At 62.9% G+C, this 21,208-nt stretch carries 15 protein-coding genes; 6 read left to right on the top strand and 9 right to left on the bottom strand.

Features of this window, described 5'->3' with window-relative positions; genetic code table 11:
* Positions 1 to 74: 74 nt before the first annotated feature.
* Positions 75 to 1,397 (bottom strand): glutamate--tRNA ligase, encoded by a 1,323-nt coding sequence (gene gltX / locus EV664_RS09490; RefSeq protein ID WP_133495461.1) that lies wholly within the window; start codon positions 1,395 to 1,397, stop codon positions 75 to 77.
* A 113-nt stretch (positions 1,398 to 1,510) separates the two neighbouring features.
* Between gltX and EV664_RS09485 the strand changes: the two genes are divergently transcribed.
* Complete coding sequence (locus EV664_RS09485; RefSeq protein WP_133495460.1) at positions 1,511 to 2,446, top strand: ribose-phosphate pyrophosphokinase; 936 nt, start codon at positions 1,511 to 1,513, stop codon at positions 2,444 to 2,446.
* Here EV664_RS09485 and EV664_RS09480 read toward each other — a convergent pair.
* Both EV664_RS09480 and EV664_RS09475 read right to left on the bottom strand, forming a co-directional pair.
* Positions 2,443 to 2,841, bottom strand: coding sequence for a hypothetical protein (locus tag EV664_RS09480; RefSeq protein ID WP_133495459.1), 399 nt, complete (start codon positions 2,839 to 2,841; stop codon positions 2,443 to 2,445). The two genes, EV664_RS09485 and EV664_RS09480, sit on opposite strands and share 4 nt — an antisense overlap.
* A gap of 8 nt (positions 2,842 to 2,849) precedes the next feature.
* Complete coding sequence (locus EV664_RS09475; protein ID WP_133495458.1) at positions 2,850 to 3,368, bottom strand: sterol desaturase family protein; 519 nt, start codon at positions 3,366 to 3,368, stop codon at positions 2,850 to 2,852.
* A 175-nt stretch (positions 3,369 to 3,543) separates the two neighbouring features.
* Here EV664_RS09475 and sucC point away from each other — a divergent pair, with 175 nt between their 5' ends.
* The 4 genes from sucC (at position 3,544) to EV664_RS09455 (ending at position 8,611) form a co-directional block, all read left to right on the top strand.
* Complete coding sequence (gene sucC, locus EV664_RS09470; protein ID WP_133495457.1) at positions 3,544 to 4,743, top strand: ADP-forming succinate--CoA ligase subunit beta; 1,200 nt, start codon at positions 3,544 to 3,546, stop codon at positions 4,741 to 4,743.
* 431 nt (positions 4,744 to 5,174) lie between these two features.
* On the top strand, positions 5,175 to 5,924 hold the full coding sequence (locus EV664_RS09465; protein WP_133495456.1) for an electron transfer flavoprotein subunit beta/FixA family protein: 750 nt from the start codon (positions 5,175 to 5,177) through the stop codon (positions 5,922 to 5,924).
* Positions 5,925 to 6,052: 128 nt separating this feature from the next.
* Positions 6,053 to 6,982: an electron transfer flavoprotein subunit alpha/FixB family protein gene (locus EV664_RS09460; RefSeq protein ID WP_133495455.1), complete on the top strand. Its 930-nt coding sequence runs from the start codon at positions 6,053 to 6,055 to the stop codon at positions 6,980 to 6,982.
* A 138-nt stretch (positions 6,983 to 7,120) separates the two neighbouring features.
* Positions 7,121 to 8,611 carry a S41 family peptidase gene (locus EV664_RS09455; RefSeq protein ID WP_133495454.1) on the top strand — a complete coding sequence of 497 codons (1,491 nt, stop codon included), beginning with the start codon at positions 7,121 to 7,123 and terminating at the stop codon, positions 8,609 to 8,611.
* Between the two features lie 21 nt (positions 8,612 to 8,632).
* Here the strand turns inward: EV664_RS09455 and nhaA are convergent, their stop codons facing one another.
* A complete protein-coding gene (gene nhaA / locus EV664_RS09450) occupies positions 8,633 to 9,829 on the bottom strand; it encodes a Na+/H+ antiporter NhaA (protein ID WP_133495453.1) in 1,197 nt (398 codons plus the stop codon).
* Positions 9,830 to 9,909: 80 nt separating this feature from the next.
* Here nhaA and EV664_RS09445 point away from each other — a divergent pair, with 80 nt between their 5' ends.
* The gene (locus tag EV664_RS09445; RefSeq protein WP_133495452.1) at positions 9,910 to 11,445 is read left to right on the top strand and encodes a DUF389 domain-containing protein; all 1,536 of its coding nucleotides are present in this window, start codon (positions 9,910 to 9,912) and stop codon (positions 11,443 to 11,445) included.
* Positions 11,446 to 12,062: 617 nt separating this feature from the next.
* Here the strand turns inward: EV664_RS09445 and EV664_RS09440 are convergent.
* The 5 genes from EV664_RS09440 to EV664_RS09420 all read right to left on the bottom strand — a co-directional run bounded on the left by EV664_RS09440 (position 12,063) and on the right by EV664_RS09420 (position 21,107).
* Positions 12,063 to 13,643, bottom strand: a complete 1,581-nt coding sequence (locus EV664_RS09440; protein WP_133495451.1) for a lysine--tRNA ligase — start codon at positions 13,641 to 13,643, stop codon at positions 12,063 to 12,065.
* A gap of 96 nt (positions 13,644 to 13,739) precedes the next feature.
* A complete protein-coding gene (locus EV664_RS09435) occupies positions 13,740 to 15,635 on the bottom strand; it encodes a methyl-accepting chemotaxis protein (RefSeq protein WP_133495450.1) in 1,896 nt (631 codons plus the stop codon).
* 168 nt (positions 15,636 to 15,803) lie between these two features.
* Positions 15,804 to 18,221, bottom strand: a complete 2,418-nt coding sequence (locus EV664_RS09430) for a TonB-dependent receptor plug domain-containing protein (protein WP_133495449.1) — start codon at positions 18,219 to 18,221, stop codon at positions 15,804 to 15,806.
* A 381-nt stretch (positions 18,222 to 18,602) separates the two neighbouring features.
* Entirely contained in the window at positions 18,603 to 20,627 is a 2,025-nt protein-coding gene (locus EV664_RS09425; RefSeq protein WP_133495448.1) for a TonB-dependent receptor, read from the bottom strand.
* A 63-nt stretch (positions 20,628 to 20,690) separates the two neighbouring features.
* Positions 20,691 to 21,107, bottom strand: a complete 417-nt coding sequence (locus tag EV664_RS09420; RefSeq protein ID WP_133495447.1) for a hypothetical protein — start codon at positions 21,105 to 21,107, stop codon at positions 20,691 to 20,693.
* Positions 21,108 to 21,208 lie beyond the last annotated feature (101 nt).

The following is a 21,208-nucleotide window of genomic DNA, read 5'->3' as shown; positions in this document are numbered from 1 at the left end:
CCGCCTCTCCTGTCATTTATGTTACAACATTACGCTGTTTTGGACGGCGAGACAATATTACACTACGCGACTCCTTAAACGCTGAGACGTTCGATCGCGCGGTCGCGGCCGATCAACGGCAGCAGCGCCGCCATATCGGGCCCGCGGTCCATTCCGGTCAGCGCTCGCCGAAGCGGGAGAAACAGCGCCTTGCCCTTGCGGCCGGTCGATTCTTTCAGCGGGGTCGTCAGCGCGTGCCAGGGGTCGTCGGACCAGTCGATGCCCGCTGCGATGTCGGCGGCCTGTTGCAGATAATCGGCGTCCTCGCCGGGATCGGGGGCGTCGACTGGTCCTTCTACGATTCGCCACCAGTCGGCGGCATCGGCGACTCGCGCCAGATTGGGCCGGATCGCCTCCCAGCCCGCTTCGCCGATCGTTGCCGGAAGCCGGTCCGCCACCGCTGCATAGGGAAGCTGGTGAACGATCCGCGCATTAAGTGCGGTGAGGTCTTCCTCATCGAACCGCGCCGGTGCCCGGCCGAAGCGCGAAAAATCCAAGGTTTCGATGAGCGGCTCGGGCGATGTCACCGGTTCGACCGGGTCGCTGGTGCCGAGCCGGGCGAGCAGCGCGATCAGCGTGACCGGCTCGACCCCCGCCTCGCGAAAATGAGCGATTCCGAGCGAGCCGAGCCGCTTCGACAATTTGCCCTCCGCGCCGGTCAGCAGCGCTTCATGCGCGAAGCGAGGCGGTGTTGCGCCCATCGCTGCAAACATCTGCACCTGAACTGCGGTGTTGGTGACATGGTCCTCACCGCGCACGACATGGGTGATGCCAAGGTCGATATCATCGATGACCGAGGGGAGCAGGTAGAGCCACGATCCATCGGCGCGGCGGATGACAGGATCGCTGATTTTTTCGGGATCGAAGCGCTGGGGGCCGCGAACCATGTCGTCCCATTCGATCGCGGCGCTATGGTCGAGGCGGAAGCGCCAGTGCGGGCGGTGCCCGTCGGCCTTCAGCTTCGCGCGCGCTTCGTCAGTCAGGGCGAGCGCGGCGCGGTCGTAAACCGGCGGCAAACCGCGGCCCAGCAGAACCTTGCGCTTGAGGTCGAGTTCCTGCGGCGTTTCATAAGCAGGGTAGATTCGCTCCGCAGCGCGCAACGCCTCGAACCGCGCTTCGTACATATCGAAACGGTCGGACTGGCGCGCCTCGGCATCGGGGGTCATGCCGAGCCATTCGAGATCCTCGCGGATCGAATCGACATATTCTTCGCGCGAACGTTCGGCATCGGTATCGTCGATGCGCAGCAGAAACCGACCGTTTTGCTGGCGCGCGAGCATCCAGTTGTGGATTGCGGTACGCAGATTGCCGACATGCAGGCGGCCTGTCGGACTCGGGGCAAAACGGGTAATGACCATGCATCGCCTGTTAGGAAGCGCAGGCGAGAGCGGCAATGCCCCTTTTCGTATTCGCACACCCTCTCTAAGGAGGGCGCGAGTACAGGCGCACAAATCAGGGAGAATGGCGCGCAATGAAGCTTCTGGCGGGCAATTCGAACCTTCCGCTCGGCGATGCGATCGCGAAATATCTGGAGATTCCGCTGACCAGCGCGAATGTCCGGCGCTTCGCGGACGAGGAAATCTTTGTCGAGATTCTGGAAAATGTGCGCGGCGAGGACGTTTTCGTCCTCCAGTCGACAGCCTATCCCGCCAATGACAACCTTATGGAGCTGCTGATCTGTATCGACGCGCTGCGGCGCGCATCGGCGCGGCGGATCACGGCGGTGCTGCCCTATTTCGGCTATGCCCGGCAGGATCGCAAACCCGGCCCGCGCACCCCGATTTCGGCCAAGCTGGTCGCGAACCTGATCACCACGGCGGGTGCCGATCGCGTGCTTTCGGTCGATCTGCATGCGGGACAGATTCAGGGATTTTTCGATATCCCGACCGACAATCTCTACGCCGCGCCGGTGATGAGCGAAGACATCAAGGCACGGTTTTCCGACAAGAATCTGATGGTCGTGTCGCCCGATGTCGGCGGCGTGGTGCGTGCGCGCTCGCTTGCCAAGCGGCTCGATAACGCGCCGCTCGCGATTGTCGATAAGCGGCGCGAGCGGCCGGGCGAATCGGAGGTGATGAACATCATCGGCGATGTGTCGGGACGATTCTGCATCCTGATCGATGATATCGTCGATTCAGCCGGAACGCTGTGCAACGCAGCGGCTGCGCTGAAAGAGGCGGGAGCCGAGGGCGTCGTGGCTTATTGTACGCATGGCGTACTTTCGGGCGGCGCGGTGGCGCGGGTCGAAAAATCGGCGCTGGAGGAACTGGTGATTACCGATTCGATCGGGAATCACGAGGTTATTTCGAAGGCGCAGAAGATCCGGCACCTCACCATCGCTCCGCTGCTGGCCGAAGCGATGCGGCGAATCGCCGAAGAAGCGTCGGTTTCCAGCCTTTTCGATTAATCGCGGCGGTCGGCGATCCTGCTTAAAATCGCAGTGATTTTGAGCAGGACGATAAGTCCGGCGGCGACGAATCCGGTAAGTGCCAAAAGTGCATAAGTTGCCGCGCGGAGCCATTTGGCGGTTTCGCGCTCGGGTCCGGCTGGGGCGCGGATTTGCGTGGGTTCGCCGGGCCGCGATGGTGCCGGGGCGTCACCATAAGGTTGCGATTCGCGGTTAAGTTGACGCCCGTCGCCCTCCACGCTGTCCGGCATATCGGGCGAGGGCGCGGAAACCGGGGCGTTTGCCGTCCGCTCGCTCATGTCCACTTGCGAGGCGCTTTGCAGCGAAAGGAGGACGGCGAAGGTCGCGAGCCCGCTAAGGATGAGCAGCAGCGTGCGGCCGAGCCAGTCGAACATGCCGCGCCTCAGGCCGCCTGCCGGTCGCGATCCCCGGCAGGTGCGCGCACGCCCGCATTGCCGCGCCGGTTGAGTTCGGCTTTCAGCGCCTCAGGCTTCGGCGCCCATAAAAATCCGAAACTGACCGTGCCGTGCTTCGTTTCAACGGCATGATGGAGGCGATGCGCCTGAATAATCCGCTTCATATAGCGCGAGCGCGGGACATAACGATGTCCGACGCGGCGGTGCACGATGATGTCGTGAAAGCCGAAATAGATCGCGCCATAGGCAGCGACCCCTGCCCCGATCCACGCAAAGCCCGGCCACCAGCCGAGATGCACCCCGCCGAGCAGCATCACGAACGAGGGCACGGCGAAAATCGCAGCGTACAGGTCGTTCAGTTCCCAGTTCCCGGTGCGGGGGCGATGATGGCTTTTGTGCAGAAACCAGCCCGGCCCGTGCATGACCCAGCGGTGCATGACATAGGCAAAGCCCTCCATGCCGAGCACGGTGGCGAGAAACAGCGCGAAGCCCATAGAAACGCTCATATTCCCCTTATAGTCGGGACCAGAGGCTTTAGCGAGAGCAACCGTCGCATTGATATTGCATCGCACATGCAGCAACAAAGAAGTTTGTGAAGCCGCAAGGGGTGGATTCGCAGCGCCCGTTATGCTTTAGCGCAACGCAAAATTTCCCGATCTTTCGAACGGAAGGCACGCCCACATGAATATCCATGAATATCAGGCCAAAGAATTGCTTGCGAAGTTCGGCGTGCCCGTGCCCGCCGGCTTTGCAGCGATGAGCGTCGAGGAAGCGGTCGAAGCCGCCAAGAAGCTCCCCGGACCGCTTTATGTCGTCAAGGCGCAGATCCATGCCGGTGGACGCGGCAAGGGCAAGTTCAAGGAGCTCGGCCCCGACGCCAAGGGCGGTGTGCGACTCGCCAAGACGTTCGACGAAGTCGAAGCAGCCGCGAAGGACATGCTGGGCAATACGCTGGTCACCGTACAGACCGGCGATGCGGGCAAGCAGGTCAACCGCCTGTACGTCACCGACGGCGTCGACATCGCCAAGGAATTCTACCTTGCCGTGCTGGTCGATCGTGCAAGCGGCCGCGTCGCGATGGTTGCATCGACCGAGGGCGGCATGGACATCGAAGATGTCGCGCATAACAGCCCGGAAAAGATCCACACCATGGATATCGACCCGGCAACCGGCTTCATGCCGCATCATGGCCGCGCGGTAGCCAAGGCACTCGGCCTGACCGGCGACCTTGCCAAGCAGGCGCAGAAGACTGCTGCAAAGCTGTACGAAGCGTTTCAGGGCACCGATGCCAGCCAGATCGAAATCAACCCGCTGGCCGTTACCGAAGACGACAAGCTGATGGTGCTCGACGCCAAGGTCGGTTTCGATTCGAACGCGATGTTCCGTCACAAGGACCTGATGGAACTGCGCGACGAAACCGAAGAAGACCCGATGGAGCTGGAAGCGTCGAAGCACGATCTCGCCTATATCAAGCTGGACGGTGACATTGGTTGCATGGTCAATGGCGCAGGCCTTGCCATGGCTACGATGGACATCATCAAGCTGAACGGCATGTTCCCGGCCAACTTCCTTGACGTCGGCGGCGGCGCGAACAAGGAAAAGGTGACCGCGGCGTTCAAGATCATTCTGAGCGATCCCGCGGTGAAGGGCATCCTCGTCAATATTTTCGGCGGCATCATGCGCTGCGACATCATCGCCGACGGCATCGTCGCGGCGGCGAAGGAAGTGAACTTGTCGGTTCCGCTGGTCGTGCGTCTGGAAGGCACGAACGTCGAAAAGGGCAAGGAAATCCTCGAAAACTCCGGTCTGCCGATCGTGTCGGCCAATGATCTGGGCGATGCCGCGCAGAAGATCGTTGCCGAAGTGAAGCAGGCGGCCTGATCGTTTTTTCCGGCAACCGGACCCCGCCGCAGCGCGCGACGCGCGGCGGGACTTCGGGCCGGAAGACGCGATTTTGCGAACAATGCGGGGCTTCGGCGGATACGCCGGGGCCCCGCTTTGTTATCAGGGTATGCAGGCCGCTATGCAAATTACCCCTGGCCGACTGCCAAGGTGGTCATCGCGAGGAGCGCAGCGACGCGGGGATTCAGCGATGCGCGTGTCGCTTCTGGATTGCCGCGCCCTTTCGGGGCTCGCGGGTGACGTTCGTACAATTGGCCGGGACCAACGCAGGCTGGTATTACACGAACGGGCAGTTGCCCCTACGGAAGCCATAGCCACCATACCGGACTTGCGAAAATGGCCGCAAACCGCCATGTAGAGCCCCAACCGAAACACTTAATTCAAGTGCTGAAGTCACGGAAAGGACGCAAATGAAAGTGCTGGTGCCGGTCAAGCGCGTGCTTGATTACAATGTGAAGCCCCGCGTGAAAGCGGACGGATCGGGCATCGACCTTGCCAATGTGAAGATGTCGATGAACCCCTTCGACGAAATCGCGGTGGAAGAGGCGATCCGCCTGAAGGAAAACGGCCCGGTCGAAGAGATCGTGGTCGTTTCCATCGGCGAGCAGAAGGCGCAGGAAACGCTGCGTACCGCGCTGGCCATGGGCGCCGACCGGGCGATCCTGATCACGTCGGACGATCGCGTCGAACCGCTGGGCGTTGCCAAGCTGCTCGCCAAGGTGGTCGAGGAAGAAAGCCCCGACATGGTCATCCTCGGCAAACAGGCGATCGATGACGACAACAACCAGACCGGCCAGATGCTTGCCGCGCTGCTCGGCTGGAGCCAGGGCACGTTCGCATCGAAGGTCGAACTGGGCGAGGGCAAGGCGACGGTCACGCGCGAGGTCGATGGCGGCCTTGAGACCGACGAGCTGAAACTGCCCGCGATCGTCACCACCGATCTTCGCCTGAACGAGCCGCGCTATGCCTCGCTTCCCAACATCATGAAGGCGAAGTCAAAGCCGATGGCGACCAAGACGGTTGCCGATTACGGCGTCGATGTCACCCCGCGCATCACCGTGACCAACGTGTCCGAACCGCCCAAGCGGACGGCAGGCGTGAAGGTCGCCGATGTGGATGAGCTGGTCGCGAAGCTGAAAGCGATGGGCGTTCCGGCCTGAGGCCAAACCCACTGTGCCACCCGTTCGTGCTGCGCTTGTCGAAGCACCGCCCCGCCGGGGCGCACGGGTGAAAAGGAAACACGGCCCTTCGACAAGCTTGGGGCTAACGGGTTTAGAGGTAGGATATCATGAAGACTCTGGTTTGGGTCGAACACGACAATAAGGCAGTGAAGGACGCGACGCTTGCGACCGTTACCGCCGCTTCGAAACTGGGCGAGGTGCATCTGCTGGTCGCCGGGTCGGGCTGTCAGCCAGTGGCCGACGCCGCCGCGAAGATCGCGGGCGTTGCGAAGGTGCATCTGGCCGATGACGCGGCGTATGAACATGCGCTCGCCGAAAATGTCGCGCCGCTGATCGTATCGCTGATGGACCATCACGATGCATTCGTCGCGCCTGCCACCACCACGGGCAAGAATATCGCGCCGCGCGTCGCAGCGCTGCTCGACGTGATGCAGATTTCGGACATTCTTTCGGTCGAGGGCGAAGACAGCTTCACCCGCCCGATCTATGCCGGCAACGCCATCGCGACGGTGAAGACGTCGGATGCGAAAAAGGTCATCACCGTGCGCGGCACCGCGTTCGACAAGGCCGAGGCCGAAGGTGGCTCCGCCGAGATCGAAACGGTTTCGGGCGAAGGCGACAAGGGGCTTTCGCGCTTCGTGAAGGCCGATATCGCGTCGAGCGACCGCCCCGAGCTGACCAGCGCAGGCATCGTCGTTTCGGGTGGTCGTGCGCTGCAGAACGCCGAAAACTTCACGAAGATTATCGAGCCGCTGGCCGATAAGCTGGGTGCAGCCGTCGGCGCGAGCCGCGCGGCGGTCGATGCGGGCTATGTCCCCAACGACTATCAGGTGGGGCAGACGGGCAAGATCGTCGCGCCGGAAATCTATATCGCGGTCGGCATTTCGGGCGCGATCCAGCATCTGGCGGGGATGAAGGATTCGAAAACCATCATCGCCATCAACAAGGACGAGGATGCGCCGATCTTTCAGGTCGCGGATATCGGCCTTGTTGCTGATCTGTACACGGCAGTGCCGGAGCTGACCGAGAAGCTGTAAGCTTCCGATCGGAACGCGCTTTAAGGGGGCGGTGCGGTAATGGTCCGCGCCGCCCCTTTTTGCGGGTGTCACACAATTGTCGGCGCTTGCCTTTACCCGCCGGTGGATTAGCCTGTGGCGAAACGGGGGGAAGCGTATATGGGTATCGGGCGTACTCTGGTGGGTGCATTGGCGCTCGCAGCGATGCTGGGCGGATGCGGTGGCGGCGGATCGAGCGGATCGGTCCGCACCCCGCCGGTGAGCGGCGGCGGCACGACCGGCGGTGGCAGCGGCGGCGGCACGGCCACGGCGGCCTGCTCGCTGCTCGCACGGCAGAACTGGGCGCTGGCGCAGATGCGCGAATGGTATCTGTTCCCCGAAACGCTGCCCGCATCGCCCGATCCGTCGCGCTACAGCACAGTGCAGGATTTCCTCAACGCGCTGACCGCGACGGCGCGTGCACAGGGTAAGGACCGCTATTTCACCTATCTCACCTCGATCAGGGAAGAGAACGCCTATAATGCGACCGGCGCTGCCGCCGGGTTCGGCACGCGGTTCTTTATCAATCCCGAACATACGCAGCTGATCGTCGCAGAATCGTTCGAAAATGCTCCTTTTCTGAACGCCGGGATCGATCGCGGCGCGGTGGTGACCGCGATCGGCAATTCATCCGGCACGATGCAGAGCGTCGCCACCCTGTACGGTTCGGACGGCAGTGCGCTGAACGATGCGCTGACCGTCAATCCGGGGGACCGGCGCAGCTTCACGGTCGCGGACGCAACGGGGACGCGCACCGTCACGGTCACGGCGAGCGAATATGATATCGACCCGGTATCGTCGCGCTATGGCGCGAAGATCCTGACCGAGAACGGACAGAAATACGGCTATCTGAACCTCAGAACCTTTATCAGCGCCGCCGATCCCGAACTGCGCGCCGCGATGGCGAGTTTTGCAGGCCAGGGCGTGGACAAGGTGATCGTCGATCTGCGCTATAATGGCGGGGGCAGCCTCAACACCGCCGAGCTGATGGCGAACCTGATGGCCGGGGGGCGCTCGTCATCGGAGGTGATGTACCATCTGTCGTTCCGGCCCGAAAAAGCGTCGGAGAACGAAACCGCCTATTTCGCGCCCCAGCCCGAATCGATTCCGGCGATGAAGATCGCCTTTATCGGCACCTATGGCAGCGCATCGGCGAGCGAGATGGTGATGAACGTTTTCATCCCCTATCTGGGATCGAACAATGCGCTGATCGGCAGCGATACCTATGGCAAGCCGGTGGGGCAGATCGGGCTCGACAAGAGTGAGTGCGACGACCGGTTGCGGGTGATCGCGATCGCGCTGCGCAATGCCGATAATCAGGGCGAATATTATCACGGCATCGCAAGCACGATGCGCGCGACCTGCGCGGCCGAGGACGATCTGTCCTATCCGATGGGCGACCCGCGTGAGGCATCGACTCGCGCAGCGCTCGATTTTCTGGAAGGCAAAAGCTGCACGCCGATTTCGCCCAACCCCACAGCGACGGCGCGCGCCGCAAGCGCTTCGGGCGATGCATCCGCGCGTCGGGCGGCAACGCTCGCGCCGAAACGCGAATTGCTGACGCCCGCGAATCCCGGTCCGGTGCAGCGCGATATGCCGGGCCTGTTCTGACGGCCCGGCGCGACCCTGCGGTCAGTCGGCCCGTTTCGCAGGAGCGAAGCGCAGCACGAGGAAGCCGACGATAGCCGACAGAATCGAGCCCGACAGCACGCCGATCTTCACCTCGTCGATCAGCAGCTCGTTGCCCGGAAAGGCGAGGCCGCCGATGAACAGGCTCATCGTGAAGCCGATCCCGGCGAGCAGCGACACGCCATAGGCCTGCGCCCAGGTCGATCCGCCCGGCGTCTGGGCAAAGCCGGTTTTGTCGGCGATCCACATGATGCCGAGAATGCCGATCTGCTTGCCGAAAAACAGCCCCGCCGCGATGGCCAGCGGCAGCGTGTCGAACAGGATCGCCGGGGTAAGCCCCAGGAACGAAACGCCCGCATTGGCGAACCCGAAGACCGGCACGACGAAGAACGCCACCCAATATTCAAGGCGATGTTCGAGCTTGTGCAGCGGCGATTCCTCGCTGTCGGGGGCACCGGGCGATTTGGTGATCGGGATCATCAGCGCGGCGAGCACGCCCGCAATCGTCGCGTGCACGCCCGACAGGAACACGAAATACCACAGCAGCACCGAGAGGATGACATAAGGCGACAGCCGCTTCACCCCGCTCTTGTTGAGCGTATACATCGCGCCCAGCACGATCACCGCGAGGAACAGCGCGAAGGTCGAGAGATGGTCGGTATAGGCAAGCGCGATGATCGCCACCGCGCCCATATCATCGACTATCGCCACGGTGGTCAGGAACAGCTTCATCGAAGCGGGCACGCGTGACCCCAGCAGCGCCAGCACGCCGATGGCGAAGGCGATATCGGTCGCGGCCGGCACGGCCCAGCCCGCCTGCAACTCCGGGCGGCTGCTGGTCAGGCCGAGATAGATCAGCGCCGGGACCAGCATCCCCGCCGCAGCGGCAACGGCAGGCAGGCGGCGGCGTTCCCAGGTGGCGAGGCGGCCGTCGACAAATTCGCGTTTGATCTCCAGCCCGACCAGAAAGAAGAAGATCGCCATCAACCCGTCATTGATCCACAGATGGATGCTCATCGGATGGCCGGGTTTGAAGGTCGGGCCGGTTTCGAAATGCAGAAAATCAAAATATCCCTGCGACAGGCCGGGAATATTCGCGACGATCATCGCGGCGGCCGATGCGAGGATCAGGACGATACCGCCCGATGCCTCGCTCGACATGAACGATCGCAGCGCCGATCCTGCCTTGGTCTTCTGCATATATTCGCCTCTTTTTCCGCCTGATTGCGCCTTCTTCTATCGGCTGGAAATGGCCGGGCAAACCCCTTAAGCCCGGCTTTATGAGCAGCGGCGCAATTCTTCAGTCAAACCCGATCCTTACCTGGTGGCGCGAACATGTCGTGGCGGGGGTGGATCATGTCCGCGTGCTCGACAAGGTGCGCGCCGAAAGCGGCTGGTCGGGCCGGTACATGTTCATGACGCTGATGTCGGCGGGCATCGCGGTGCTTGGCCTGCTCCTCTCCTCGCCTGCGGTGGTGATCGGCGCGATGCTGATTTCGCCGCTGATGGGACCGATCATCGGCATGGGCTTCGGCCTTGCCACGTTCGACACGGCGGAGATCAGGGCATCGGCGGTGGCGCTCGCCATCGGGATCATTCTGGCGGTCGTGTTCACCGCTGCGGTGGTCATGCTGTCGCCGCTGCAAAATGTCACCGAAGAGATTGCCGCGCGCACCCGGCCCAATCTGTTCGACCTGATGGTCGCGCTGTTTTCGGCGCTTGCCGGCGCCTATGCCATGGTGCGCGGGCGCGAAGGGACGATCGTCGGCGTCGCCATCGCGACCGCGTTGATGCCGCCGCTCGCGGTAATGGGCTATGGCCTTGCGACGCTGAACTGGACGGTGCTCGGCGGATCGAGCCTGCTCTTCTTCACCAACCTGATGACAATCGCGCTTGCCGCTGCGGTGATGGCGCGGCTCTATGGCTTCGGGTCGGACCTGTCGCCGCAACATACGCTGTTGCAGACGCTGGTCGGGATCGCGGTGCTGATCGCGCTCGCCATTCCGCTGGGCATTTCGCTCTATAACATCGCCTGGGAAGCGACCGCATCGCGGCAGGCGCAGAATGTGGTGATGAGCCAGTTCGGCGGCGATGCGCGGCTGAGCCAGATCGATTTCCACCCCGACACCAAACCGATCCGGGTGAGCGCCACGGTGCTGACCCCGCAATTCCGCCCCGATGCGCAAAGCGATGCGCAGCGCACGCTCGAACGGCTGCTCGGCCGTCCGGTTCAGGTCGCGCTGGAGCAATATCGCGTCGGCACCTCGCAGGCGGCCGAGGCCGAACAGATCGCATCGGCTCAGGCCAATGCGCGCCAGCTCGCCGCCGATAAGGTCGCGATGCGGACGAGCGAGCAACTGGCGCTGATTGCCGGGGTGACGCAGGGGAATGTCCTGCTCGACCGCGATCATCAGCGCGCGGTAGTGACCGCGAAACCATTGCCCGATACCGGGCTGGAGGCATATCGCACGCTGGAAAAGCGCGTGTCAGACGCCGCGACCGGATGGTCGGTCGAGCTGATTCCGCCCCCTGCCAGCTTGCCCGACGTCAGCTTTGCCAAGCCGCAACAAAAGGCGGAAGGCGAAGAGGAGCCGGCGGCGCCCAAACCCGATGCGTCGGGCGAAGCGGCGATAGCCACCGCCGTCTGGGCGGCGAAGCGGCTTAACGTGCCGATCGGCGTCGCGGGCGACAAGGACCGGGTCGCGGCGGTGGTCGAGGCGCTGACCAAGGCGGGCGTCGACGCGCATGAGGTGTCGGGCAAAAGCGGCAGCGACGGCACGGTGCGAATGGTGTGGCTGGCGCCCGAGGCGGAGTGAGGGGCGGCTGACCTGCCCTTCGGGTTGCAGTAGAAGGACGGCGCTTCGACAGGCTCAGCACCGATGGAATTTGGGTGCAGGGTTTTATACCGAGCTGCATGGATGACGACCGATCCCGCCACCGTCATGCCAGCGCACGCCGGCATCTGCTGCAGGTTCGCGGCTCCGTTCTCCCCAAGCCCCCCGGCGACCCCAGCTTTAGCCCGGGTGACGACGGGTGGCGAGGATCGCGATACGCGGATAGGCCCACATCAACGCAGCCTGATATTATACGGTGAGTCAGACGGGCGGTATAAATGCTTGTGCGGTTTGCTTCGTACCGCAGGAGGCGCGCTCCAGAGCAGCGTTCGGGGTACCCTTGCCAACGTCGCTCGAAGCGAACGGGTGGTGGGAGTGGTGGCCGGGCTTCGTCGCTGACCGCCGGGTCTCCCTACTCACCTCCGTTGGTCCTGAGCTTGTCGAAGGACCGTTCTTTCGCGGTGCCCGCTAAGAAGGGCGGCGCATCGACAAGCTCTGCGCGAACGGTAATGGGGCCAGGGGTGCCAGCCTGCCCGGCACGCGAAGCAATCCGGTTCGGCGTGCACCGATGGATTGCGTCGCCGCCGGACGACTGACTATCAGGCTTTCGCGAGCGCCTCGGCGATCAGTTTGCGGCTGTTTTCCACGCCGTACAGCGCGATGAAGCTGCCCATGCGCGGGCCTGCCGACGAACCCAGCAGCGTTTCGTACAGCGCTTTGAACCAGTCGCGCAGATTGTCGAAACCGCCGGTTTTGCCGATCTCGTACACTTCGTTCTGGATCGTTTCGGCCGACGCATCGGCGGGCAGGTCGGCGAGCACCGCATCGAGCCGCTTGAGCGCTTCGATCTCGACGCCTTCGGGTGCGCGGCGTTTCAGCGTCGGTGCGACGAAATCGCGGTTATAGGCGAGTGCATAGCCGATCAGATCGTCGAGCGCCGGGTAGGTTTCGGGAGAGGCGTTTTCGACATAATTGCCGAGATAGCCCCAGACCTGTTCCTTGCTCGCATCCGCGCCCATCACCCCAACCAGATTGAGCAGCAGCCCGAAAGTTACGGGCAGCGTATCGGCGGGCGGCGGGCCGTTATGGATGTGGTGAACCGGGTTGCCGAGCTGCTTTTCGACATCCTGATCGGCATAATTGGCGCGGAACTGCCAATATTCGTCGACTGCACGCGGGATGACGCCCATGTGCAGCGCCTTCGCCTTTTTCGGTTCGCGGTACGCGTAAAAGGCAAGGCTTTCGTCGGGACCATAGGTCAGCCATTGTTCGAGGCTGAGGCCATTGCCCTTCGACTTCGAGATTTTCTCCCCCTTTTCATCGAGGAACATCTCGTAATTAAACCCTTCGGGCGGGCGACCGCCGAGCACGCGCGCGATCTTAGAACTTTGCGTCACCGAATCGATCAGATCCTTGCCCGCCATTTCATAATCGACGCCAAGCGCGACCCAGCGCATCGCCCAGTCGACCTTCCATTGCAGCTTGGACTTGCCGCCCAGCACGCTCTGTTCGATCCGCTCGCCCTCATCCTCGAACGCGATGATCCCGGCATCGGCATCGACCACTTCGATCGGCACCTGAAGCACGACCCCCGATTTCGGGCTGATCGGCAGGACGGGCGAATAGGTCGCCTGACGCTCCTTGCGCAGCGTCGGCAGCATGACGTCCATGATGCCCTGATAGTTACGAAGCACATTCTTCAGCGCCTCGTCGAACTTTCCGCCTTCATAATATTCGGTCGAGGAAGCGAATTCATATTCGAAGCCGAACCGGTCGAGAAACTGCCGCAGCATGGCGTTGTTATGCGCGGCGAAGCTGTCATACTTTTCGAACGGATCGGGGATGCGGGTGAGCGGCTTGCCGAGATGTTCGGTCAGCATTTCCTTGTTGGGGACGTTGTCGGGCACCTTGCGCAGCCCGTCCATATCGTCGCTGAACGCGATCAGCCGCGTCGGAATGTCCGACATGGTTTCAAAGGCGTGGCGGACCATGGTGGTGCGCAGCACTTCGTTGAACGTGCCGATATGCGGCAGGCCCGACGGGCCATAGCCGGTTTCGAACAGCACATAGCCTTTTTCGGGCGCGCCCTTGGCATAGCGTTTGAGGAGCTTGCGCGCCTCTTCATAGGGCCAGGCCTTGGCGGTGAGCGCCGCGTCGCGATAGGAAGTGTTGCTGTTCATAACGCGACGGTCTGTGCCGCGAATGGGGGCGAAGCGCAATGGGCTGAGGCGGGTTTGCGCATCAGCGCAACGCCCGCCCGGTTCATCGCCGACCGATCAGAATTCGGTCCAGTCGTTCGAACCCGCGCTGCCGCGCTTCGCCGCATCGTGGATGACCTTCGCCGCCGGATGCGCGTTGTTCGCCGCTGCCGATTGTTGCGGGCGAAAGCTGGTCGCGAGCGTTGGCTGCGCGGCAGGCATCGGGGCGGACCGTGACGGTTTCGGCGCGCGCGGGGTCGAACCATCGCCGACATGGAAGGTCGATGCATTAGCGCTGAGCATCTCCACCTCAGCAGCGAGGTTGCGTGCGGCGGCGGACGTTTGCTCGACCATCGCGGCGTTCTGCTGCGTCGACTGATCCATCGCGCTCACTGCGCTGCTGATTTCGGTAATGGCCGAAGATTGCGCCTGATTGTCGGTCGCGATCTGACCCAGCAGGCCGTGAACCTCGCCCACATCGCCCGAGATATTGGAAAGCGCGCCGTCGACGCGCTCGACCATGGCGACGGCGGAGCTGATATCGGCCTGAGTCGTGGTGAGCTGTTCGCGAGCGCGCGCGGCCTCCGCCTCGGCGCGCATGGCGAGCGCCGAGACGAGATCGGCGACGACCGCGAAGCCGCGTCCCGCCTCACCCGCGCGCCCTGCCTCGACAGCGGCGTTCATCGCAAGCACGCGCGTCTGGAACGCGACCTTGTCGAGCCCCTCGATCACATCGTCGATACCACGCGCGCCCTCCGCGACACGGGCCATGGCCTGCACCGCTTCGTCGGCGACTTTGCGCCCGTCCGAAACCGTCGAGATCGCTCCGTCTGCGCGGGTAAGCGTTGTCGTCGCGGCACCGGCGGTCGTGCGCAGCCGCTCTTCCATCTGGGCAATCGCGGCGGACGTTTCCTCAAGGCTTGCCGCGTTGCTTTCGGTGCGGCGGGCAAGGTCCTCGGCCGCCTGTGCGATTTCGCTGGTGCCCGAGCGCAGCGCGGCAGCCCCGGTGACGACCGAACCGATCAGATCGCGCAGCGCGGTGAGCGTGGCGTTGAAATTGGTCTTCAGCTTCGCATAAGCGGGCGGGAAATCGACGGTGATCGTCGCCGTAAGGTCGCCCGCCTGCATCGCGGCGAGACTGGTATCGAGCGCGTCGACAACGGTCGCCTGTTCCTTTGCCGCGACCGCTGCGTTGCGGCGCTCCTTCTCGACCGCGGCAGCAAGGAAGGCGTCGACCGAGCGGCTGATATCGCCGATCTCGTCCTTCCGATCGAGGTCCGGCAGATGCTGCTCGCCCGACGCCTGCGCCCGTTCGCGGATCAGCGTCGCGAGCGCCTTGATCGGGTCGATCACGCGGCGGGTGATGGTGAAATAGGAAAAGGCGAGAATGGCAGCGGCGATGGCGGCGAGAATCGCCATGACGGTAAGCGCAAGCGCGGCGTTCGATTCCGCCTCCGTCGTATGTTCGGAGGCGATTTCGATCTGCAGATCAACCAGCTTTGCCAGCGCATCGGATACCGGGTCGATCGCCGTATAGAGATCGTTTGCGACGAACCGGTCGAAGGCGGCGCGGTCGCCCGTCGCCATGATCGCCTGCAGCCGCTTCACGGCAGCGTCGGCATTTTGCATGCGCGCCTGCGCCTCGAGGGCGAGCTGCTGTTCCCTGCCCTCGATCCGGGTGGCGCGATAGCGTTGCCAGGCGGCATCTATGTTCCCCTGACCTTCGCGGATATCGCTCGCCGCCTGCGCGATGCTGATGCTGCCGGATTCGGCCTTTTGCGCGGCATCGACGATGCGAACCGCATAATTGTCCGCGACCAGTTTGAGGTCGCGCAGCGGAACGACGCGGTCGTGCAGGACGGTGTGGAGCGCGGTGCGACTCGTGCTCGCCGAGGTCCAGAACGCGCCGACAAGCAACAGGGTGATGACAGCAAACAGGCCGAGGCAGGAAAGCAGCTTCTGTCTGATCGTCATCGGTTGGCTCCGCAAAATCCATGGGCGATACCAAATACCCGCCGGAGCGGCGGGCACGGAATCGGTTATCGCTATTGTAGCGGTGCCAGTCGTCATCCGGGCCGAATGCGCCGGATTTCTGCGGGAAAAGGGCGTGTGGGATGATCACACGCCCTTGAAATCAATCACTTACCAGTCGAGACCAGCCTTCACGTACAAGCGACGGCCGTTGAAACCGAAGGGCGAGTAGAAGGGGAAGGCGACCACACCGCTTTGCGGCACCGTAGCCGGAGCGGCGTCGGGGTAGACATCGAAGATATTGTCGACGCCGAAGCCGAAATGGAACTGATCGGCGACCGTGAAGCGCGCTTCCGCATCGGTGATGATATGCTTGCCGGTGTGCAGGTCGGTGGCCGAGGTCGAACCCGGCTGGTTAACATCGCCGTAATAAGCGGCGCGTGCCGTCAGACCGAAATCGCCGAGCGACCAGTCGATGCTGCCGGTAATCTTGGTCTGCGGCGTGCCGTCCTCGATCGACACGATCCGCTGACGGCTGACCAGCGTCGGGGCGGGGTCAAGGACCGAGGTGGTTTCGGGGACCGAGCGAACATCGATATCGTTGTAATTGCCTGCCAGTGTGAAGTTGAACCGGCCGGCATTGTCCGTATCGAGCCGGTAATTGGCGACGACATCGACGCCGCGCGCACGCTGCTTGACGCCGTTGAGGAAGAAACGGGCGCGCTGCACGCCCTGCGAGATCAGGCTGTTATAGATGTCCCGATATTGTGGGGTGTCCAGCGCCGACACCACGATATTCTCCGAGAGCGCCAGCCCGTTGCGCAGGTCGATCTGATAGGCGTCGACGGTCAGGTTGAACGCGCCGCTGCGATAGACGAACCCAAGCGAATAGTTGGTCGACTTTTCGGGTTCGAGCGGCTGACCGCCCAACAGGCGAGCGGGCTCGCTGACCGAGGGGAAGGTGCCGGTGAGGACGACCTGACGGTCGATGATCACTGACTGAATCGAGGTAAAATATTGCTGTTGCAGCGAGGGCGCGCGGAAGCCGGTCTGGATGCCGCCGCGCAGCGCGAAGCTGGGCGAGATATCCCACCGGCCCGACAGCTTGCCGTTCGCGGTGGTGCCGAAGTCCGAATAATGTTCGACCCGGCCCGCAGCGCCGATGCTGATCGGCCCGAAACGCCCTTCGAGATCGAGATAGCCGCTGACATTGTCGCGATGCTGATCGACGACATTTTCCGGGCTGAACCCCGCAAATCCCTGCGCTCCCGCTGATGCGGCAAGCGGGCCTTTGGCATAGGAAAGCGGCTCGCCCGCTTCGATCTGATAGCTTTCGCGGCGATATTCGGCGCCCGCAGCGACGGTTAGGTCGCCGCCGCCTAACGCATAATCATGGCTGATATCGAGATTGGTGACGAACTGATCATAGACATTCGCACCGTCATAAAATTCGGTCGGCGAATCCGCGCCATAGCTGGCATTGATCGAATGGATCGTCGAATAATCGATCTTGTTGCGGCCATAAGAGGCGATCAGGCTGGTATCCCAGCCCGAAATCTGGCCCTTCACCCCGCCGGTGATCGTGTAATCTTCCGATACCGTCTGGATCAGCGGCAGGAAGCCGTCGGGATATACCGACGGGACATTGTTGCTGTTGCTCGGGTTGCGCGGGAAGGCTGCCGATTGGGTGCGGCGATGCTGATAGCCGCCCCAGCCGACGACCTGCCAGCCGCTATCGCCCAGCGGCACGCCCAGATTCGCATAGGTCGTATGCTGACGCACATCGGGGTCGCCGAAGCGCGAACGCACCTTTGCCGGCGAATCGCGCGTGTCGAGATCGCCCCGGCTGGTCGGTTCGCGGTTGGTCCATTCGGTGGTGAGGTCGAGATAGCCCTCATCGCCGATCGGGATATTCTGCCACAGCGATGCGGTGACCGTACCGCCATCGGTCACATCGCGCGGGGCGAGCGTCGCGGGAACATGCGTGTCATAGCCGCCGAACGTGACCGAGGCTCCGCCGCCGGTCCGCTCCTGCCGCAGGCGAAGATTGACCACACCGGCAATCGCGTCCGACCCGTAGAGCGCGGAAGCACCGTCGCGCAGCACTTCGATGCTTTGCAGCGCAGCCGTCGGGATGGTGTTGAGGTCGACCGAAGCCGATCCGCGCCCGACCGAGCCGTTGACGTTGAGCAGCGCCGAAGGATGGCCGCGAATGCCGTTGATCAGCACGAGCGTCTGGTCGGGCGACAGGCCACGCAGCGTTGCCGGGCGGATCGCGTCGGTGCCGTCCGTCGCCGAAGGACGGGGAAAGTCGATCGACGGCGCAACCGTGGCGAGCGCGGCGGCGGTTTCGGTCGTCCCCTGCCGCTGCAGCGCATCGGCCGACAACACGTCGACCGGAGAAATCGCATCGAGCCGGGTGCGCCCTTCGGCGCGCGTACCGGTGACGATGATGTCCTGTCCGGCGGCGATTGCTGCATCCGAATCCTGCTGTTCGGTCTGGGCTGCCGCACCGCTCTGGGCGTGCGCCGCGGGAGTCAGCATCGCGATCATCGCGACACTACCGAGCAACAGGGTCGTGGTGCGCATTGGATTTTCCCCTTATTTATCAGATTGAAGCGGCTGTCGCCCGGTTTGCGAACGACAGCCGCGGGTGTGTCGCACCCTCCCGAGCCCCGCATCTGATGCGCGGGTGCGAAGGCTTATAATGTTTTGATAATTGTCATTTGGCGACAGGAATACGTCGCGCGTTAACCAAAATCCGCCGCAATATGACAATTTTGCAACATTGGTCCGGGAAGGCGCCGCCTTCCCAACTGCCCGTTAGACCGATCTTCGGAGCCGGTCTGTTCCTGCCGGACGACAATCGGGGCATGGCCGCCGCCCTTCCGCGCTGCATGCGGAGCGGATCGCCCGCCGAGGCAGGAAGGAGCCGGACGGCACACGCCCGGCTCCCGAAAAGGCCTTTGTTTAGAAGCCGATCTTCAGCACCGCACGAATATTGCGGCCCGGCTGTACGACATCCGCCCGGTTCAGCGCGGCGGCATTGCGCTGAACATCATCGGTCAGATTCTGGCCCACCACCGACAGCGCGATATTCCGGTTCTCCGTAAAGGGATGCACGGTCACGCTGGCGCTCAGATCGTTATAGCTCGGCGTGGCAAAGTCGAACGCACCATATTTGTTCTGGCGCGCATAATGGATGAACTGGACATCCGCGTCGAAGGGTTTGCTGCTCCACGACAGCCCGCCGCCATAGCGATAGGGCGGGATGCGCGGCACGTTGCTGCCATCGTCGAAGGTCGCGCGAACATAATCACCCAGCGCATTGACCTCCAGCCGGCGGTTGCCGTCATCCATTACGGCATAGGACGCTTTCGCCTCCAGACCGCGGAAATGCGCGCCCTGCTGCTGATAGTTCAGCTCTTTCAGGTCGCCATCGCCTCCCACGGCACATACGCCGTCATCATCGCAGGTCCGGCCGGTCAACTGGCCATATATATAGTTGTGGAACCACGAACTGTACGCGCTGCCTTCAAAACGGAACGGCCCTGCATTGACGCGCAGCGACGCTTCGAGCGAGTTTGATCGTTCGATCTTCAGATTGGGATCGCCGGTCTCGAACGTGTCGGGCCCATCATGTCCGCCGCGTGCATAGAGTTCGGTGATCGCGGGCGCCCGCCCCGTCGAGGAGAAGGTCAGGCCCAGCTTCACAATGCCCGCACCGCCGACATCATAGAGCGCACCGATCGCACCGCTCACCGGGGTGAAGTCGCGCACGGTAGCGATGTCGGATGCCGGAGTTCCGGTTTCGCGCACATGCTCGACCCGGCCGCTGACCTGCAGGCGCAGGCTGTCGGTGAGCGGCGAATCGGTGACGATATAGCCCGCTTCGCTGGTGGTCAGGGTCGGGAACAGATAGGAGCTGTCTTCGCCAACCGCCGAAAATTCGCGGCGCGTCACCTCACTGCCGATCGCGATATTCTTGACCGGGCCGATCGGCGCGAGGAGCAGCTCGCCATGCCCGTCATATTCCTTGTTACGGAATGTGGTGACGACGGTGCCGCCGGGTTCGTCCTCATCATGCGCATATTTGGAAAAGCTGCCGTCAAAGGTGAATTTTTTGAACAGGCCCGATCCCAGATCGAAGGAGGAGCGTGTCAGGACCTTTGTCTGGCGCATGTCGATATAGGTGCTGTCGCTGGGGATGCCGTATTGCGCGTCATAGCGCTGGATCGCCGCACCGATATGGCTCTTGCTGTCGTTGCCGAAGAAATAGGATGCGCCGACCGACTGCCCGAAACCGTGGAAAAAGCTGTTCGCCTGCGTGCCGAGCGGCGTGTCGTAATCATCGGCATGGCGATAAAAGCCGTCGACATGAACTGCGAGGTTTCCGACACGACCATCGCCCATCACCGATCCGTCGCCGGAATCCGAAACGCTGTCATAGCCGCCACTGATCGTACCGCTGAGCGGCTGATCGGGGAGTGCCATCGGCACGCGGTTGTTGATCGCGTTGACGACGCCGCCAATCGCCTGACTACCATAGCGCAGCGACGCCGCACCGCGAACGACCTCGATACTTTGCGCTGAAAGCGGATCGATCGGGGTGCCATGGTCGGGGCCGATATCGGACACGTCCGAACTGCTCAGCCCGTTTTCGAGCATGCGCACGCGCGATGCGTCCATGCCACGGATGATCGGGCGGCTGGCGCCCTGGGCGAAGCTGCTCGCCGAAATGCCGGGTACATTTTTCAGTGCATCGGCGAGGTTCGCTCCGCCCTGTTCGAGAATTTGCTGGCGATCGACCTTGGCGGCGATGCTGGCCGTTTCATCGGCGTCAAGGTCGAATGGCGTGGCGGTGACGATGATGTCGCCCGATTTGGCGGCGGCATTGGCCGACAGGGCAAGGGCGTCGGTCGGTACGGTCTGAGCGTGAACCACGGCAGGAAGCAGCGCGGCAGTGGCCGCGCCCAGAAGAAGTGCGTTGCGCATAAATGCTCCGGAAAATGGAAGAAGGAAACAAAGAGGCGACCGCCGGATCGACGGTCGGTTTCTTCAGCCCTGTGGCGGAGCGCGACTGTTCCAGCCGGGAGCGATATGCCCGACGCGCGCAATCTGTGCCGCAACCGCGTAGATCGTATAGACGGCCGCTGACGTCGCTTCGAAGGTGACCGGCGATCCGGGCAGATGATGGTCGGTCGCCGCCGCATCCTGACAAATGGCGCAGGACGGCTCTGCCTTTTCGAGTACCGGCCAGTCGGCATAATGGTTCAGCAGCTCGGCCTTCACCGCCGCGCGGGTAACCGCCGCCGGCATGGTTTCGACATGAACATGGCTGCGCGTGACAAATGCCTGCCAGGTAAAGGCGAGCATCACCATCAGCAGAACCGCCAGACGCACCACGCCTGCCGCCGGGCCGCGCACAGGGCGGCGGGCGGAAGTCGCGCAGAAGGACCGGGAGTGCGGACGCATCCGACCCCGTTATGTTACTTAGTTACATAACGCAACCCGGTTGCAGTGCAGCATGTTCTGGCAGTCCCGATCGCAGGCCGCGTTGAGCCGCGTCGTTGCCA

Origin of the sequence: Stakelama pacifica, from assembly GCF_004361835.1 — a bacterium.
Classification (GTDB): domain Bacteria; phylum Pseudomonadota; class Alphaproteobacteria; order Sphingomonadales; family Sphingomonadaceae; genus Sphingomonas; species Sphingomonas pacifica.
Note: the sequence above shows the minus strand (reverse complement) of the source record. Positions and strands in the feature narration are given on the sequence as shown.

Bases quoted from the DNA above. Each gene is read 5' to 3' on its own strand.
- gltX (WP_133495461.1), bottom strand. From the start codon at position 1,397: ATGGTCATTACCCGTTTTGCCCCGAGTCCGACAGGCCGCCTGCATGTC.
- EV664_RS09485 (WP_133495460.1), top strand. From the start codon at position 1,511: ATGAAGCTTCTGGCGGGCAATTCGAACCTTCCGCTCGGCGATGCGATC.
- EV664_RS09480 (WP_133495459.1), bottom strand. From the start codon at position 2,841: ATGTTCGACTGGCTCGGCCGCACGCTGCTGCTCATCCTTAGCGGGCTC.
- EV664_RS09475 (WP_133495458.1), bottom strand. From the start codon at position 3,368: ATGAGCGTTTCTATGGGCTTCGCGCTGTTTCTCGCCACCGTGCTCGGC.
- sucC (WP_133495457.1), top strand. From the start codon at position 3,544: ATGAATATCCATGAATATCAGGCCAAAGAATTGCTTGCGAAGTTCGGC.
- EV664_RS09465 (WP_133495456.1), top strand. From the start codon at position 5,175: ATGAAAGTGCTGGTGCCGGTCAAGCGCGTGCTTGATTACAATGTGAAG.
- EV664_RS09460 (WP_133495455.1), top strand. From the start codon at position 6,053: ATGAAGACTCTGGTTTGGGTCGAACACGACAATAAGGCAGTGAAGGAC.
- EV664_RS09455 (WP_133495454.1), top strand. From the start codon at position 7,121: ATGGGTATCGGGCGTACTCTGGTGGGTGCATTGGCGCTCGCAGCGATG.
- nhaA (WP_133495453.1), bottom strand. From the start codon at position 9,829: ATGCAGAAGACCAAGGCAGGATCGGCGCTGCGATCGTTCATGTCGAGC.
- EV664_RS09445 (WP_133495452.1), top strand. From the start codon at position 9,910: ATGAGCAGCGGCGCAATTCTTCAGTCAAACCCGATCCTTACCTGGTGG.
- EV664_RS09440 (WP_133495451.1), bottom strand. From the start codon at position 13,643: ATGAACAGCAACACTTCCTATCGCGACGCGGCGCTCACCGCCAAGGCC.
- EV664_RS09435 (WP_133495450.1), bottom strand. From the start codon at position 15,635: ATGACGATCAGACAGAAGCTGCTTTCCTGCCTCGGCCTGTTTGCTGTC.
- EV664_RS09430 (WP_133495449.1), bottom strand. From the start codon at position 18,221: ATGCGCACCACGACCCTGTTGCTCGGTAGTGTCGCGATGATCGCGATG.
- EV664_RS09425 (WP_133495448.1), bottom strand. From the start codon at position 20,627: ATGCGCAACGCACTTCTTCTGGGCGCGGCCACTGCCGCGCTGCTTCCT.
- EV664_RS09420 (WP_133495447.1), bottom strand. From the start codon at position 21,107: ATGCGTCCGCACTCCCGGTCCTTCTGCGCGACTTCCGCCCGCCGCCCT.